This is a genomic window from Micromonospora chokoriensis (assembly GCF_000718555.1).
GTDB lineage: Bacteria > Actinomycetota > Actinomycetes > Mycobacteriales > Micromonosporaceae > Micromonospora > Micromonospora chokoriensis_B.
The window spans coordinates 45050-60366 of the sequence record NZ_JOAN01000008.1; the positions used below are offsets into that span (position 1 = coordinate 45050).

General features: G+C 67.3%; 16 protein-coding genes. 6 read left to right on the forward strand and 10 right to left on the reverse strand.

Annotated elements, in window-relative coordinates:
* The first annotated feature begins 30 nt into the window (after positions 1–30).
* Complete coding sequence (locus IF46_RS0112605; RefSeq protein ID WP_030488510.1) at positions 31–1374, forward strand: carbohydrate-binding protein; 1344 nt, start codon at positions 31–33, stop codon at positions 1372–1374.
* 46 nt (positions 1375–1420) lie between these two features.
* Here IF46_RS0112605 and IF46_RS0112610 read toward each other — a convergent pair whose 3' ends face one another.
* The 5 genes from IF46_RS0112610 to IF46_RS0112635 form a co-directional block, all read right to left on the reverse strand.
* Positions 1421–2002: a dihydrofolate reductase family protein gene (locus tag IF46_RS0112610; protein WP_030488511.1), complete on the reverse strand. Its 582-nt coding sequence runs from the start codon at positions 2000–2002 to the stop codon at positions 1421–1423.
* Between the two features lie 65 nt (positions 2003–2067).
* Positions 2068–2505 carry a helix-turn-helix domain-containing protein gene (locus IF46_RS32495; RefSeq protein WP_232234020.1) on the reverse strand — a complete coding sequence of 146 codons (438 nt, stop codon included), beginning with the start codon at positions 2503–2505 and terminating at the stop codon, positions 2068–2070.
* A gap of 140 nt (positions 2506–2645) precedes the next feature.
* Positions 2646–3518 carry a class I SAM-dependent methyltransferase gene (locus IF46_RS0112625; RefSeq protein ID WP_030488513.1) on the reverse strand — a complete coding sequence of 291 codons (873 nt, stop codon included), beginning with the start codon at positions 3516–3518 and terminating at the stop codon, positions 2646–2648.
* Positions 3519–3649: 131 nt separating this feature from the next.
* The gene (locus IF46_RS0112630) at positions 3650–4240 is read right to left on the reverse strand and encodes a helix-turn-helix domain-containing protein (RefSeq protein ID WP_198041428.1); all 591 of its coding nucleotides are present in this window, start codon (positions 4238–4240) and stop codon (positions 3650–3652) included.
* A 361-nt stretch (positions 4241–4601) separates the two neighbouring features.
* On the reverse strand, positions 4602–5249 hold the full coding sequence (locus tag IF46_RS0112635; protein WP_030488515.1) for a TetR/AcrR family transcriptional regulator: 648 nt from the start codon (positions 5247–5249) through the stop codon (positions 4602–4604).
* Between the two features lie 50 nt (positions 5250–5299).
* Here IF46_RS0112635 and IF46_RS0112640 point away from each other — a divergent pair, with 50 nt between their 5' ends.
* Positions 5300–6229, forward strand: coding sequence for an NADP-dependent oxidoreductase (locus IF46_RS0112640; protein ID WP_030488516.1), 930 nt, complete (start codon positions 5300–5302; stop codon positions 6227–6229).
* Between the two features lie 138 nt (positions 6230–6367).
* Here IF46_RS0112640 and IF46_RS0112645 read toward each other — a convergent pair whose 3' ends face one another.
* Positions 6368–7285: a helix-turn-helix transcriptional regulator gene (locus tag IF46_RS0112645; protein ID WP_051723870.1), complete on the reverse strand. Its 918-nt coding sequence runs from the start codon at positions 7283–7285 to the stop codon at positions 6368–6370.
* Positions 7286–7417: 132 nt separating this feature from the next.
* On the opposite strand from IF46_RS0112645, the gene IF46_RS0112650 reads away from it, so the two are divergent.
* Positions 7418–8323 carry an oxidoreductase gene (locus IF46_RS0112650; RefSeq protein WP_030488518.1) on the forward strand — a complete coding sequence of 302 codons (906 nt, stop codon included), beginning with the start codon at positions 7418–7420 and terminating at the stop codon, positions 8321–8323.
* A gap of 178 nt (positions 8324–8501) precedes the next feature.
* On the opposite strand, the gene IF46_RS0112655 is transcribed toward IF46_RS0112650, so the two are convergent.
* Both IF46_RS0112655 and IF46_RS35505 read right to left on the reverse strand, forming a co-directional pair.
* Positions 8502–9644: an acyltransferase family protein gene (locus tag IF46_RS0112655; RefSeq protein ID WP_084597884.1), complete on the reverse strand. Its 1143-nt coding sequence runs from the start codon at positions 9642–9644 to the stop codon at positions 8502–8504.
* Positions 9641–9862: a GDP-mannose 4,6-dehydratase gene (locus tag IF46_RS35505; RefSeq protein WP_332261486.1), complete on the reverse strand. Its 222-nt coding sequence runs from the start codon at positions 9860–9862 to the stop codon at positions 9641–9643. The genes IF46_RS0112655 and IF46_RS35505 overlap by 4 nt, the downstream gene beginning before the upstream one ends.
* A gap of 401 nt (positions 9863–10263) precedes the next feature.
* Here IF46_RS35505 and IF46_RS0112660 point away from each other — a divergent pair, with 401 nt between their 5' ends.
* Positions 10264–11637: a serine hydrolase domain-containing protein gene (locus tag IF46_RS0112660; protein ID WP_030488520.1), complete on the forward strand. Its 1374-nt coding sequence runs from the start codon at positions 10264–10266 to the stop codon at positions 11635–11637.
* Here the strand turns inward: IF46_RS0112660 and IF46_RS0112665 are convergent.
* Both IF46_RS0112665 and IF46_RS0112670 read right to left on the reverse strand, forming a co-directional pair.
* Positions 11609–12289 carry a VOC family protein gene (locus IF46_RS0112665; protein ID WP_051723872.1) on the reverse strand — a complete coding sequence of 227 codons (681 nt, stop codon included), beginning with the start codon at positions 12287–12289 and terminating at the stop codon, positions 11609–11611. The genes IF46_RS0112660 and IF46_RS0112665 overlap by 29 nt on opposite strands.
* A gap of 168 nt (positions 12290–12457) precedes the next feature.
* Complete coding sequence (locus IF46_RS0112670) at positions 12458–13657, reverse strand: phospholipase D-like domain-containing protein (protein ID WP_051723873.1); 1200 nt, start codon at positions 13655–13657, stop codon at positions 12458–12460.
* A 486-nt stretch (positions 13658–14143) separates the two neighbouring features.
* On the opposite strand from IF46_RS0112670, the gene IF46_RS0112675 reads away from it, so the two are divergent.
* Together IF46_RS0112675 and IF46_RS32500 are read left to right on the forward strand one after the other, a co-directional pair.
* Positions 14144–14863 (forward strand): hypothetical protein, encoded by a 720-nt coding sequence (locus IF46_RS0112675; protein WP_030488523.1) that lies wholly within the window; start codon positions 14144–14146, stop codon positions 14861–14863.
* 182 nt (positions 14864–15045) lie between these two features.
* Positions 15046–15234, forward strand: coding sequence for a putative quinol monooxygenase (locus tag IF46_RS32500; protein ID WP_198041429.1), 189 nt, complete (start codon positions 15046–15048; stop codon positions 15232–15234).
* Positions 15235–15317: the final 83 nt, after the last annotated feature.

A 15317-nucleotide genomic window follows, 5' to 3' on the forward strand; every position in this document is an offset into this window, starting at 1 on the left:
CGCGGGTCGTCGAAGCCTGGGGAGTGGGCCATGAGAAGCCGTCGGATCTTCGCAGTGGTAGCCGGGGCGGCGATGACCCTCACGGCCGCCGTCGCCTTCGTACCCAACAGCATGGCGGCCGTGTCCTCGGCCAACGCGGCCCCGATGGTCGCCTGCACCGCCCCGGCCTGGGCCGAGGGCATCACCTACCAGACGGGCACCCAGGTCACCTACGGCGGCCGGCTCTACCAGGCACTGGTCACCCACACCGCGCACCCCGGCGCCGGTTGGAACCCCGCCGCGACCCCGTCGCTCTGGCGTGACCTGGGGGCGTGCTCAGGAACCACTCCGCCGCCCACCACGCCGCCACCACCGACGACCCCGCCGCCCACCACGCCGCCACCGACCACACCTCCGCCCACCACGCCGCCGCCGACCGGTGGGACCTGCGCGGTGAAGTCGCGGCCCACCGGCAAGGTGTTGCAGGGCTACTGGGAGAACTGGGACGGCGCCTCCAACGGCGTACACCCGGGCCTCGGTTGGATCCCGATCACCGACAGCCGGCTCAACCAGCACGGCTACAACGTGATCAACGCGGCCTTCCCAGTGATCCGCTCGGACGGCACGGTGCTCTGGGAGAACGGAATGGACGCTGGCGTGAAGGTGGCCACCCCGACCGAGATGTGCCAGGCCAAAGCTGCCGGCGCCACCATCCTGATGTCGATCGGCGGGGCCGCTGCGGGCATCGACCTGAGCTCCACCGCGGTCGCTGACCGGTTCATCGCGACGATCGTGCCGATCCTGACGGCCTACCACTTCGACGGCATCGACATCGACATCGAGACCGGCCTGACCGGCAGCGGCAACATCAACACCCTGTCCACGTCGCAGGCCAACCTGATCCGGATCATCGACGGCGTGCTGGCCCGGATGCCGTCGAACTTCGGCCTGACCATGGCACCGGAGACCGCCTACGTCACCGGCGGCAGCGTGGTCTACGGCTCGATCTGGGGCTCGTACCTGCCGATCATCAAGAAGTACGCCGACAACGGCCGGCTCTGGTGGCTGAACATGCAGTACTACAACGGCAGCATGTACGGCTGCGCCGGCGACTCGTACCCAGCGGGCACCGTGCAGGGCTTCACGGTGCAGACGCAGTGCCTGAACAACGGCCTCACCATTCAGGGCACCACCATCCGCGTGCCGTACGACAAGCAGGTCCCGGGCCTACCCGCGCAGATCGGGGCGGGCGGCGGCTACATGTCGACGTCGCTGGTCACGCAGGCATGGAACTCCGTGCCCGGCCTCAAGGGCCTGATGACCTGGTCGGCGAACTGGGATGGGTCGAAGGGCTGGACCTTCGGCGACAACGTGAAGCGCCTGCAAGGCCGCTGACGGGTGACGCGCCGGGCCTACCGATTGCCGCATCCCTTCAGATCGGTCAAGGGCGCACCCGATAGCGCAGGTGAAGCACCCGGTTGCCCTGAACCACCACCTCAGGATCCTCCAACAGGTGCTGCGCGTCGACGGACCCGAAGTAGCGCTTACCGGATCCGAACACCACGGGTACGACATCCATGCGCACCTCGTCGACCAGGCCTGCGGCAAGCACCTGACCACCGACGTCGCCGGCGGCGACCTCGACGATGCGGTCACCCGCGAGCTCCTGCGCCTTGGCCACGGCTGCCTCAACGCCGTCGACGAAGTGAAATGGCGCCTCGGGGTCCCAGCCCGCGGGCTGTGGCCGGTGCGTCACGACGACCACGTGGTCGATCCCGCTCGGAGGCTTCCCGTCCCAGCCGTCCGTCATGTCGAAGACGTGGCGACCGGCGATCGTGACTCCGATCTGGTCCCAGTACGGCCGGGTGTAGTCGTAGGACGTCTGCGACACCTTCAACACGCCGCTCTCGTCCAACGGCACGTCACCGCTGGACAACCAGTCGAACAGCGGTCCGGGCTGGTCATTCTCGTCCGCGATGAATCCGTCCACCGACACCGAGCTGTACATGACCACCTTGCCCACGGGGCTCTCCTCTGCTTTGGGTGCCCACAAATTAACGTGTCGTGAGCTGTCGCTCTTGTACGAAATCAATCGGCCGGCAGCGGCCAACTGTCCAGCACGTGGCCGGGATGTTCGCGCAGGAACCGCCGCCGGACTTCGACGTACCGGGTCGGCGTGAGCCCGGTGAACGCCCGGAACTCGTGGCCGAAGTGGGCCTGGTCGAAGTAGCCTGCGCCACCAGCGAGGTCGCCCCAGTCGATCGGTCCGGCAGGGTCGATCGAGAGCACGGTGGCGGCGAAGCGGTAGGTGCGGCCCAGCCGCTTTGGCGTGACGCCGATGAGCTCCTTGAACCGCTGCGCCAGGTGAGTGCTGCTGACAGGTAGTAAAGGTCGTCGATCAGCCCGTCCAGCGGCGGTCGCGGCACTCTGGACACGTACTCCACGCCCACAGTATCGCCGGCATCGTGCGCCGGGATGGTCCAGGCGCGCTGCCGCCGGCATCGAACCGGCGCCGATCCCGGACATCCACGCCGGCCAAGCTTCACAGCCCGTCGGCGCTTCTGGCGCTCTTACCGGTCAGCGGCCTGTGGTCGACACTCGGGCAACGAGACCGCCGAGGATGAGGGCCAGGCCCGCCTCGAAGGCCGCAGTGTTCGGCATCATCATCAGGTGCGGCGGGCGGCCCAGACGGTGCGCTCGGTGCGCATCGTGAGGTCGTCGCGGCGCAGGATGCTGTGCGGGCCGCCGGTGTCGACGAGCTGATCGAGCGCGGTGAGGTCCTCGGGGGAGAGCGATGCGGCGACAGCGCTGCGGATGCCCTGCAGGCCGCCGAGGGCGTAGCGGCCGATCGCCTCACTGCGGGAACCCTCGATGTTCACGGCGATGGTGCGTACGCCCTCGATGGTGAATCCGGCGGCGGTCAGCATCGGGCCCCAGTCGGCCCCGCGGTGGGGCATGTGCTCGGCATTGACTTGGTCAATCGCGGCGTGGCAGCGCTCTTCCAGGCCGGGCCGGCCCTCGGGGGCACTTTCGGGCAGGAACCGGGGGAAGCCGGCCAGTTCGACGACGGCGAACAGACCGCCGGGCGTGAGCAGGTCGTGGACGGCGCGCAGTGCGCGATCGGGGTCAGCCAGGTGGTGCAACGACGCCGACGCCCATACCAGGTCTGGTACGCCGAGATCTGGCCAGGCGGCATCATCGAGGTCGGCCTGCACCCTGCTCACACGCTCTTCCACGCCGCGGGCGCACGCCTTTGTGCGCAGGCGCTGAAGGTGCTCGGCGGACGCGTCGACGGCGGTGACGTGCGAGTCGGGGAAGCGGTCGAGAAGGGCGAAGGTGCCCGCGCCTGTGCCGGAGCCCAGATCCACGATCTGCCGCGGGTCTGTTTTCAGTGGTAGCCATGCGGTGATGGACGCGATGTGCTCGGTGAGGACCTCGGCGTCCAGGTCGAGGATCACCGCCTGAAGTTCGGTGTCGGGCATGTGGTGATGTCCGGGTGAAGCGCCTTGACGAGGGGTGTGCGGGTGCGCGTGCGTCATGCCTTCACACTAGGACGGCTATGCGTTCCTGGCATGCTATGTTCCCGTTTACGCAAGACAATCATCGGCTTTGCTGCCTGACGCGCAAGGTGTCACCGCCAAGCCCTGGGGGCGTGTTGCCCTCTGCCCCGTCATCTGGACGCGTGCGGTGCATCGCCGCTGTCGTCGCGCTGGTGGCTGCGGCGGGCGTCGCGGTCGAAAATGCCTAGGATGTCGCAGGGTCCGCCTGCGGTGCCGATCGCGTGCGGCATCATGGTCGGGAACTCGGCGGCCTGGTTGGTCTCGATGCGCAAGCGGCGGTGGCCGAGCATGAGGATCGCGGTGCCGGACAGCACGACCAGCCATTCGCGCCCTGGGTGGGCACGCATGCGCGCCGGGTTCTCGGGTGGTGGTTCGGTCATGCGCTGTCGTACCACGCTGATGCTGGGGTCACCCTTTAGGAGCCAGCTCATCCCGCTATGGGTTGCATCGATCATCGGGTTGGTGATGACGTCGTCAGCGGCGGTCTCCACCAGCTGATCAAGCGTGGTGTCCAGGGCACGGGCGAGAATGACCAACTGATCCAGTGCGAGGCGGCGCTGGCCGTTCTCGATGCGGCTCAGTGAGGACTGACTTAGGCGGGCACGGGCGGCCAGTTCCTCCAGGGACCAGCCCTGTGCCACCCGCAGGGCCCGGAGACGTTTGCGTACGAGGCTATCCAGCTCTCCATCTTCTTGCGTCATAGGCAACATGATATGCCCTGAATGCATACCGTCCACGGCTAATCTGATGCCGACGGCCGTCATGATGACGATGGCCTCCGGCCTGGCCCCACACTCGCCGTACGAATCGGCGCTCGCTCGACGATGGCCACCGGCATTGCGCTGACCGGCGTCGCCTTGGCGCTCATGGCCCGAAAAGCGCAGTCCGCGCTGTCCGGGACGAGGCAGAACCTACCGACGCCGTCGCCGTCCACTGACCAGACGCGAGTGGGGCCCTACGACTCTCGCGCGCGGTTACGGCGGTGGTGGACGATCAGCGCGACCGCGCAGAGCACCGCCACCAGACCGAACGCCGTTTTTCTCTTACCGCATCGACGAAGTACTAGCCCACTTGGCTGCGTCTGGATACCGATGCCGGGGGTGCCAGCCGCGCCACGGGCGGGAGCGGCGAGACATCCGGGGAGGCTTGGAATGCCGAGAGGGCGAGCGCGGCGAAGCGCCGGGAGGCGGTGACCTGGGTAGTCGGCGAGGTCGCGTGGATACCGCTGTTGGCCATGAGCACAAGGATGACGTCGTCCAGGACAAAGTCGGCGCGCAGGCGGCCCGCTTCCTTCGCGCGGCGGGCCAGTTCGTCGATCGCTCTGAGCGCGTATTCACGGCGCGCATCGAAATCAACCGCATTGGGAAAGGTCGAAACGAGAGCTGCGGTAAAGCCTCGATCGTGTGCGTGCAGTTCACACATTTTCTCGATCACGAGACAGAAACCGTGCCACGGATCCGGAGCGGCAAGGCCCTCGTCGACAACGGCGCGACACGCGTACATCTGTTCCGCGAATGCCTCGGTGACCAGCATCTCCTTGGTCGGGAATCGGCGGTACAGGGTGGCGGGTGCAACCCCGGCACGCCGAGCGACCTCCCGCATCGGCACGTCCAGACCGTCGACGGCGAAGACCGCGCGGGCGGCCTCGAGGATGCGCTCGCGGTTGTCCAGGGCGTCGGAGCGAAGAATGTGAGGCAAACGATCGGTCACGGCTCTCACTTTAGCGAGGCGGACAGCGGCGTGCGTTAGCGTCCGTGTGCATGAGGGCTTTGCAATTTTCGAAGTACGGTCCCGCGAGTGTCCTTGAGGTCTCGAAGGCACCGGAACCGCATGCCGGACCCGGCCAGATACGGGTGGCGGTTCGGGCCTCGGGTGTCAATCCGGCCGACACATACGTCCGCGCCGGCCGATTCCAGGAGTGGATTCCGCTCCGCCTGCCGCACGTGCCCGGTGTCGACGCTGCCGGCGTGGTGGATGAGGTCGGTTACGGGGTGACCACCGCTCGGGTAGGCGATGAGGTTTTCGGGATCACGGACTACGCCCAGATGGGCGGAGCGAACGCAGAATACGCCGTCTTGGCCGCGTGGGCACCGAAGCCGGCCGCCCTGACCTGGGAGCAGGCTGGCGGCGCGGCGGGCAACATCGAGACGGCCACCCGAGTGCTCGACCGGCTGGGCGTCAAGGACGGCACTACGCTGTTGATCGAGGGCGCGGCCGGCGGGGTCGGTACGACCGCGATCCAGCTCGCAGTCGCTCGCGGCGCGGCCGTCATCGGCACGGCCAGCGAGCGCAACCATGAGTTCGTCGCCTCGCTCGGGGCGATCCCGACCACCTACGGCCCCAGACTGGCCGAGCGGGTCCACACTCTGGTGCCCGGCGGGGTGGATGTCGTACTCGACTGTGCCGGCTCTGGTTCTGTACCCGACCTGGTCGGCCTGGTCGCGAGCCCAGACAGGGTGGTGAGCATCGCCGACATCAACGCCACGGCCTACGGTGTGCACCTGTCACGCGGCTCTGGCCCCGGCGCGGACACACCGGCTCTCGAAGGAATCGCCGCCGCCGGCGAACTCGCCGAGCGGAGTCGTTTCACAGTGCCGGTCGCTGCCGTGTTCTCTCTGGAAGAGGCGGCTGCCGCCCACGAGTTGAGTGAGTCCCGCCACGCGCGAGGCAAAATCGTGCTGAAGCCGTAGGGTGCCCCGCCGAGCGTCTGTCCACCTGGCCCGAGCACAGGCGGCCAGGGGTAGCCGCCGAACTCCGCGCATACGACGAAGCCCGTTACGTGGCGCCCCCGTCAGCGGCAGGAGCGTGCACCCGATCATGAAGTCCCGCTAGGGATGGGGCCGGCGGCGGCGGTCCAGACCGTCCGGGAGGGGGTGCTTGTTGGTGAGCGCTGAGCGGGTCGCCTGCAGCGATGCCAGGAGTTGCAGCCGGTCCGCGTCGGCGCTGCCCGGCTCGGCGGTAAAGACGAGCATGACGGGGCCGGGGTTTCCCGGTAGGGGGTAGGTGTCCCAGTCCAGGACGATGTCGCCTACCCCGGGAATCCGGAAGGTCTTGGTGCCGCTGACCGACTCACGTACGTCGTGCTGGGCCCACAGCCGCCGAAACTGGGCGCTGCGGATGCTCAGCTCCCCAACGATCGCGGCGGCGCGTGGGTGGGTGGGGTCGGTGGCGACGGCGGTGCGCATCATGCCGATGTAGTCCAGAGCCTGCCGCTCCCAGTCCGGGCAGCTACGCTCGCCGGTCAGCGTGTCGTCGAACAGCAATAGGAGCATGTTGAGCCGGTCGGCAGGGTAGGCGTCCGGGTCGCCGAGCAGCGCCTGCGCCATCGGGTTCCAGTCGAGCAGGTCGAGATGCCGGCCGAGTATGACCGCAGGAGTGTCCATCACCCGCAGCAGGCGCCGTGTGCCCTCCGGCACCCGCTCCGGATCGCGGTTCACCCGGGGAGGCATCGACCGGCGGGCGGCGTGGGCCAGGGCGAACAGGTGCCGGCGTTCCTTGTGGTCGAGGCCGAGCGCGCCTGCAAGCGCGTCCAGGACGTCGTCGGACGGGCGTACCTCCCGGCCCTGTTCGATCCGCTGGTAGTAGTCAGTGCTCAGCCCGGCCAGCAGGGCCAGCTCCTCGCGCCGTAGCCCGGTGACCTTGCGCCGGCCGCCCGGTTCCAGGCCGACGTCGTGCGGACGCAGCCGACTACGCCGAGCGCGTAGGAAGTCGCCGAGCTCACGAGCATACGGATGAAGGCCGTTCATGCCGCAAGTGTGCAGCGGCCCGGACCGCCGAAGGTAGGTCCGTCAGACCTAGGCAACCGAGAACGACTGAACCCATCGGGATCGCTCCTAACGTCGATGGGGCCAGCACACCGACACCTCCAGGAGCAGCAGATGACCGGATGGACCACCGAAGACATCCCCGACCAGCACGGTCGGGTTGCCGTCGTGACCGGCGCGAACTCGGGCCTCGGCCTGGTCACCGCCACCGAGTTGGCCAGCCACGGCGCCCACGTCGTGCTCGCCGTTCGCCACACTCCCGCCGGCGAGGAGGCCGCCCGCCGGATCGGTGGCGACGTCGAGGTACGCGAGCTGGACCTGGCCTCCCTCGCCTCCGTGCGGACCTTCGCGGCGAAGCTGGCTGGCGACCACCCGGCGATCGACCTGCTGGTCAACAACGCCGGCGTGGTGCTGCTTGGCCCACGTCGCACCTCCGCCGACGGATTCGAGCTGCACCTCGCCACCAACATGCTGGGCCACTTCGTACTGACCGGCCTGCTGCTCGGCAACCTGGCCGCGGCGCGGGAAGCCCGCGTGGTCAGTCTCAGCTCGATCACCCACAAGAACGCGCACCTGGACTTCGATGACCTGATGTTCGAACACGGCTATCGGGCAGCGACCGCCTACGGCCGGTCCAAGCTCGCCACCACGATCTTCGGCATCGAACTGGACCGCCGCCTGCGCGCCGCCGGAACGCCGATCGTCAGCGCCCTGGCCCACCCCGGTCTCACCCGCACCAACCTGACTCCGCGTGCCTGGGAACACCGTGGCCGATTCGGGCGACTGATCGCGTCGGCGGGCTTGCTGGCAACCCAGCCGGTGGCGCAGGGCGCGCTGCCGCAATTGCGCGCTGCGACCGAGCCCGGTGTGCGGGGTGGCCAGTTCTTCGGCCCGTCCGGGATCTGGGAGACGCGAGGCAGAGTCACCGAGGCTCGGCTCAGCCAGGAGGCCGCCGACCCGGCCGTCGGCACGCGGCTGTGGGCGGCAGCTGCGGACCTGACCGGCGTCAACTACCTGTAGAGGTCGGTGCAGTTGAGGGACGTTCGACACCGTTGGAGGCAGTTCAAGGCTGTTCAGTGCACCCTGTTGCTGTCAGCCTGCTCCCCCGGCCCAGGATCTACACCGGAGCACAGCGGCGTGGGTGCGATGCTCTCCTGAAGGAACCGGAACACCGGATCGCTGATGGAGTGGTAGACGGTCAAATACGGCCGGCAGTCGCCTGATCCGTGGCACGAGCAGTGCTGGCCGTCTGCTCCGGCATTTGATGCGGCGGTACGCGTAGAAGCCGACGAATCGCCAGGTGAAGCGCTGGGCGGACCCTGTCCTCCACCTTCGCGCTGATTAGCCAGGAAGCGCCACACATCGCGGCGATCACTAGTGGCAGCGCCAGCCAGGGATGGACTGCCGGGAGCAAGGCGTTGATGGCAGCAACACCTAGGGTGAAGTGGATCAGATAGAGCGGGTATGTCATCGCGCCTAGTTCGGACAGACATGGCCACCGCATCCAGCGCAACCCACCGGTCGCTGCGAGGATCATAACGACGAAGATCGCCAGGATGACCAGGGCAACAACGAGAAGGGTTGGCGCCAGCCCATCCGCAACCAACTCATCGATCCGACTGTCCGCCTCCTTTACGGCGTTCGCGTAGCACCCTGACAGCAGGAGGCCCAGTCGCGCAGTGAAGCCGAAGCGGTGCACCATGTACAGGGCCATGCCCGCGATGAAGTAGTGGCTGAACTGGGGCTGGACAATTAGCGCCAACGCGGCATGGGCGGCCGGCGGAACAGGAAGAGCCTCTAGCGCCACGCTGGCGGTGAGCCAGCCCCAAAGCAGCCAGTGGGTACGACGCTCGGTGATCCCCAACAGCGAGAAGGCGAACAGGATGAGGTAGAACCGCCACTCGGACCACAACGTCCAGTACACGCTTTCGACGTACTCGATGTTGGCGAGCTGGGGAAACATTGACAAGTTCGCCGCGTACTGCACCGCGGTGACGTCGTTCCGGCCCCGAGGTCCCGCAATGGCGACCATCGCCGCCGTGAGAGTGACGGCCACCCAGAAGGCGGGATACAGCCGAGAGATCCGCGACGCTACGAACTCGCGCGTGGTGCGTCCCCACACGCTCATGAGCACGACCATGCCGCTGATGAGGAAGAACAGTTCGACGCCAAGGTAACCGTACTGAGTGACCGCTCCGAGCGACGGCGCGAAGTCATATTCAGTTAGGCCCTGACTGAAGGTGTAGTGGAGAAAGACGATCATCAGGGCGGCGGCGAACCGGAGTAGATCCACCTCGTACAGGCGGTGCTGCTCTCGCACCGGCCTTGCAGCAGACGTCATGTGCGCGCTCCAGATCGGCCGGACCGAATACCGATAGCCGTGTTGAAACTGGACGATCTTCTTTTGATTCCGTGCACCGTGTCGCCCTTGTCGAGCAGGAGTTCTGACAGGCACCTGCCATCCTGCCCGGCGACCCCGGAAGTGAGCACTAATCGCGACATGCGTCCCTCTCGAGGTGGCAACCCTGAGGCGTGACCTGCACGCGGTGGTCCGAACATCCGGCGCACCTGAGCGAACCCGGGATGATGCGTCAATTCCTTATACCGGATTCGCGGCGCAACTCCATCGCTTTCACATTTCCCGCAAGCTGATTCCTGAGCAACTCAAGAAAACGTCACTGAAATATGTCTCATTCGTTGTGCCAAACGCCCGTCCACTGCCCACAGGCCCTAAAGAGCGTTTCGTATTTCTGTCAGTCAGGTCTGTTGAAGATATGGCGCCGTTGGCGGGTGGCGGGTCCGTTTGGGGTGAGGCGACCGAGCATGCCCGGCGTGCCCGACCTGCTCCCACGGCCCCGGCCATCACTGGCCGCCCTCAGGGACGCCACGCCTCATCAGCGGCAGATCCAGACGCGTCGGATCGTTACGGGGCGGTGCAGGCCGCCCGGTAGGTTTGCCGCATGGCACCGATCCCGACGCCGCTGTTACCCGAAACCCGACGTGCGCTGGTCCACCGGCTGGCCACTGGTCAGGTAGCGGGTCGGGCGCCTTCGGTCGTCGCTGCCGTGGTGCGTGATGGCCGTCCTGTGTGGGTGGACGGGTGGGGAACGGTGGACGGCAGGGTGCCGGATGGCAACCTCCAATACCGGATCGGTTCGATCACCAAGACTTTCCTTGCGGTGCTGGTGCTGCGCCTGCGCGACGAGGGGCGACTCGCGCTTACCGACCCGCTGGCCGAGCACCTGCCCGGCACGGCGGCGGGCCAGGCCACGGTCGGTGCGCTTCTGGCGCACACCGCCGGGCTGATCGCTGAGGCGCCCGGCCCGTGGTGGGAACGAACCCCGGGCACGCTGCGACCCGACCTGGCCGACGTGCTGGGCGGCGATCCGCAGGTGCATCCGGCCGGACAGCGCTACCACTACTCCAACCCCGGCTACGCGCTGCTCGGCGCGCTGGTGCAGCAGGTTCGGGGCCAGGCGTGGGGCGAGGTGCTGCGGCGCGAGGTGCTGGAGCCGCTCGCGATGACCCGCACCACCCTGCTGCCGGTCGCGCCGCATGCCACGGGCTGGGCGGTGCATCCCTGGGCCGATGTGCTCCTTGCGGAGCCCGCCGTGGACACCGGTCTGATGGCGCCTGCCGGGCAGCTGTGGTCGACCGTGACGGACCTGGCCAGGTTCTCCGCGTTTCTCATCGACGGCGACGACCGGGTGTTGCATCCGGACACCGTCGCGCAGATGCGCAACCCGGCGAGCCCGCCGGAGGCGACGAACTGGGACAGTGGCTACGGGCTCGGCATACAGCTGCTGCGCCGCGACGGCCGGCTGTTGGCCGGGCACACCGGCTCGATGCCGGGCTTTGTCGCGACCGTGTGGGTCAGCCCCGATGATGCTCTGGGCGCGGTCGTTATGGGTAACGTGACCGCTGGCCTGTCCGCCGGTGCTCTCGCCGCTGATCTGCTGCAGACGGTCGCCGAGCGGGAGCCGCGGATCCCTGCGCCGTGGCGACCGCTGCCCTCGGTTGACCCACAGCTACTGGATCTCGCCGGTCCGTGGTACTGGGGGCCGGCCCCTTATGTGCTGCGCCCGCAGGCTGATGGCTTCGTGGAGTTGGCTCCGCTGTCCGGCGGACGCGGCACCCGGCTGCGCCCCACCGGCGACGGCAGCTGGGAGGGGATCAACGGCTACTTCGCCGGCGAACGGCTGCGGGTGCAACACGACGCGGCAGGCGCCGTCAGCCACCTCGATCTTGGCACCTTCATCTTCACCCGGCAGCCCTACGACCCCGCGGCACCACTGCCCGGCGGCATCAACCCCGCCGGCTGGCAGGCCGGCTGACCTCACGAACGCAGCGATCGGTCAGTCCGCGGCCGAGCCAGGTAGCGACGCACGCTTCGTTGCCTTCGGCATCGGCCAAGACCCACCACTTCGGCGCGTGTTCATCAGAAATGAGGCGACCGCCGGCGGCCAGGGCTGCGGCGATGCGGGCTTCGGCCTGGTCGTGCGGGACCGCGACATCGAGGTGTATGCGGTTGCGATGTGGCCGCGCCTCGTCCATCTGTTGCAACCCGAGGCCCGGGCCTCGGCGCGACGGGTCAGCCAGGTAGTCGTCTTCGATTTGGCGATAACCAAGCACCGCCCGCCAGAACGGCAGCACGTCCGCGCAGACGAATGCGTCGAGGGTGACGTTGACAAGTTGAACGGCGGTCGGATCGCCGGCGATGCCCAATTCCTTGGCGGCGGCCGAGATCCTCCGGGCCAGCGCGATGTCGCGCCGGGACAGGGACACTGTGACGCCGGCGTGGCGCAGGTCGACGTTGAGGTACTGCTGCTCGTCGCTGTCGACGAGCCGGCCGATCTCATCAACGAGGGTAATTCCCTTGGTTAGTGAGCCGGTCCGAAAGTAGGCCGAGACCACGTGGTAGAGGGAGCGCCAGTCCTCGACACCGTCGGCCGCGTGGAACTGCCCCGCGGTGATCTGCACGGTCATGCTGGCGAACCTAACATCGGCAGCGCGCCGGACGCTCACACCGTGGCTCTCACACTCGCTGGCACGGACGTCTGCATCTCCGCTTGCCCCGGTGCTGGGCTGCGCAATGCAGAGCGGCGCCGGCTTCGCGTCGGCACCGCTCTGTCATCCTCATCCCGTACTACCCGCTCAGGCGCCGGCGACCGCGCCGACCTTCCACAGCCGGGCGAAGTTGGCGGCGTACGCCTTGACGATGCTGCGCTGGGAGAGCTCCACCATCGCCTCGTCGTTGCGTTGCAACGAGGTGGCGTTGAAGTTGTGGCTGCCGGTCATCACCCAGCCCCGGCCGGTCGGGTCGCTAACCACGAGGTACTTGGAGTGGATGCGGCCGGCGGGAGTCGACCCGTCGAGCACCCGGCGCTCGATGCCGGCGGCGTCGAGCGCGGCGGTGACCGCATCCTCGGCCAAGCCATGCACGACGCGCACCTGGCAACCCTTGGCCTTCAGCCTGGCGAGCTCGTCAACGATCGCGAGCCGGGTGCCATCCCATTCGGACTGCCCGATCTCCACCCTGGTGCGGCCCTTGGGCTTGCAGCCGACCTGGTGCAGCCGCTGAGCGATCGGGTCCCGGTCGGCAACCGGATAGAACTGGGCGGTGACCTGACTGCCCCGCATTCTGGTGGTGACGGTGGTGTCGTAGTCGGGGTTCTGCACCTCGGCGGCAAGGTCGTCGAAGTACTTCCCGTATCCGGCGAAGAGCTTGCCGTTACCGGGCAGCACGACGAGGTTGTTCCAGTAGCTGGTGGAGTTGACGTCGGTGATGTTGTTCGACGCCTGCACGACAACGTCGCGCTTGCCGCCGGTCTTGGCGAAGAGCGCGAACTTGTTGTGCATGCCCTTGGTGCCCTGGCAGGACGTGGTGTTGCCTTCCGGGCTCAGGTGGCTGCAGACGTGCACCCAAGAGGTGGCCGACTTGTCGGTACCGAGGGTGCGGATCAGGTCTGCGGCGGCGGGGTTGTTGATCTGATAGCCGTCCATGACCATACGTACCTTGACGCCTCGACGGTGGGCGTCGAGCAACACCCCTGCGTAGTCGGCGCCGGCGTCGCCCGAGACGACGAACTCGGCGATCTCAATCGAGGACCCGACCGCAGCTTGCTTGATCAGTGAGCAGATGCGTTCCACGACCGCGGTCGGAGTGCCCGCGACCGGGTCATTGAAGACGGCGCTGGTCGTGACCGGCACCTTGCCGACGTTACGGCAGGCGCTGCGGGCGGGCTCGTCGAGAGCGGCCTGGGCGGCAGGAACGGCCGCCAGCTGCGTACATAAGGCGACCAGTGCGCTGACACCAGCGAGCGCGAAGGGGCGGAGGGAACGGGCTCGGTGCATTTGGTGGCTCCTACGCTGGCAATTCACGCGCAACCGCGAAAACGCTCGGCGTCAATTGACGAAATATGAATTCATCGCGAGCCATCACCGAAGTCGGCAGTCGTTTTGGCCACAGCCGCAAAGACGCCGGCTCGCCGCGCAACTCTAGATTCGGACCGGCCGTCGCGTCGACAACCAGAGCGTGAAGCCAACACATCGGTCAGAACCCGAACACGGAAACAGCGTGTTACGCACACCCGGCGCCGCCGCCCCGGTTACCCGAACAGCGAACTGGGTGGCGCAGGACCGGCGGGATCGCGGTTCGGCTGGCACGGATGCGGTACGTGGCTGCCGTACTGCTGGCGTCAGCCGAGAGCTGGAACGGGCACCGCCGATGGCTCGGCGGGGCAACGTTGCGTTCTGGGTCATCAGCCGAACAGATGACCGAAGACGATGATCGGCTATTTCCATGTGCGACGGACACCCTGCGACCCGTAGGAAGGAGGCATGACCAACGAGGTGACAGTTCCCCTGCTGCCGTGCGCATCCATTGACGACATCGAAGCCTTCTACGGAGTTCTCGGTTTCCGCACCACGTACAAGCAACGCAAGCCCAACGCGTGTGTGGGGGTGCAGCGAGAAGACCTGCATCTGCAGTTCTTCGAGATCCCCGGATTTGACCCGGAGCAGTCCTATGGCTCCTGTCTGGTAATCACCGCGGACATCGAGGGACTACATCGGGCATTCGCAGCCGGCATGCGCGCCGCGTACGGCAAGGTACTGGTGTCCGGAACGCCGCGGATGACCCGGCCCAGGGCGCGGAAGAACGCCGACGGGTTGGGCGGATTCAGCATCATCGACCCGGGCGGCAACTGGATCCGCGTCTTTCGGGACGCCACCACCGCCCCCGTGCCGGCCGCCACGCCTGCCGGGCGGCTGGCCAAGGCCCTGGCGAATGCTGTCGTGCAGGCCGACTCCAGGGGAAATATCGGACAGGCCGTTCGGATCCTCGACAGCGCGTTGGCCCGCCCGCAAGCCGACGACGACCCGGTCGAGCAGGTAGAGGTCCTGGTCTACCGCGCCGAACTCGCGATGGTGCTGCACGACCCAAAGACTGCGGCCGACCTGCTGGGCCGCGCCCAGTCCGTCACGCTCACCGACGACGAATCAGAAAGGGCGGCAGCCGCGTTCGACAACGCCGCCGAACTCGCAACAGCACTGCGCTGACTCACCACGCGAACGCCTCCAGCATCTCGGCGTGTCGACCGGGGGGCGCACGCTCACGATCGCCGCGCCTTGTCAGCGACAGATCAGTATGCTCGAGGCCGCAGAAGTCGTTTCCGTTGCAAGGCGTTTTTTTCGCTCGCCGCATGAACGCGATCAGCTTGCCGCCGCTTCAAGGAGTTGCTGTGTCGTACGGCTACATCGGATCGATGAAGGCCAAGCCGGGCTTCCGGGATGACGTCGTGGACATCCTGCTCAGCGGCGCCGATGGCCTGCGCACGGTCGGATGCGACCTGTACGTGGTGGGCGTCTCGAACACCGACGACGTCACGATCTGGGTGAGTGAGGCGGCGAGTTCACCAGCCAAGAGGTAACCGTGTTGGGATGCCTGAGCGTGTAAGCCTGCGGCCGCCGTCTCGCAGGTTGCCCGGCGAATCGACCTTGTTCGGTGGGGTGC

Coding starts and splice junctions, on each gene's coding strand:
- IF46_RS0112605 (WP_030488510.1), top strand. CDS start 31: ATGAGAAGCCGTCGGATCTTCGCAGTGGTAGCCGGGGCGGCGATGACC.
- IF46_RS32495 (WP_232234020.1), bottom strand. CDS start 2,505: ATGTCCGGGATCGGCGCCGGTTCGATGCCGGCGGCAGCGCGCCTGGAC.
- IF46_RS0112625 (WP_030488513.1), bottom strand. CDS start 3,518: ATGACGCACGCGCACCCGCACACCCCTCGTCAAGGCGCTTCACCCGGA.
- IF46_RS0112630 (WP_198041428.1), bottom strand. CDS start 4,240: ATGACGCAAGAAGATGGAGAGCTGGATAGCCTCGTACGCAAACGTCTC.
- IF46_RS0112640 (WP_030488516.1), top strand. CDS start 5,300: ATGAGGGCTTTGCAATTTTCGAAGTACGGTCCCGCGAGTGTCCTTGAG.
- IF46_RS0112645 (WP_051723870.1), bottom strand. CDS start 7,285: ATGAACGGCCTTCATCCGTATGCTCGTGAGCTCGGCGACTTCCTACGC.
- IF46_RS0112650 (WP_030488518.1), top strand. CDS start 7,418: ATGACCGGATGGACCACCGAAGACATCCCCGACCAGCACGGTCGGGTT.
- IF46_RS0112655 (WP_084597884.1), bottom strand. CDS start 9,644: ATGACGTCTGCTGCAAGGCCGGTGCGAGAGCAGCACCGCCTGTACGAG.
- IF46_RS35505 (WP_332261486.1), bottom strand. CDS start 9,862: ATGTTCGGACCACCGCGTGCAGGTCACGCCTCAGGGTTGCCACCTCGA.
- IF46_RS0112660 (WP_030488520.1), top strand. CDS start 10,264: ATGGCACCGATCCCGACGCCGCTGTTACCCGAAACCCGACGTGCGCTG.
- IF46_RS0112665 (WP_051723872.1), bottom strand. CDS start 12,289: ATGACCGTGCAGATCACCGCGGGGCAGTTCCACGCGGCCGACGGTGTC.
- IF46_RS0112670 (WP_051723873.1), bottom strand. CDS start 13,657: ATGCACCGAGCCCGTTCCCTCCGCCCCTTCGCGCTCGCTGGTGTCAGC.
- IF46_RS0112675 (WP_030488523.1), top strand. CDS start 14,144: ATGACCAACGAGGTGACAGTTCCCCTGCTGCCGTGCGCATCCATTGAC.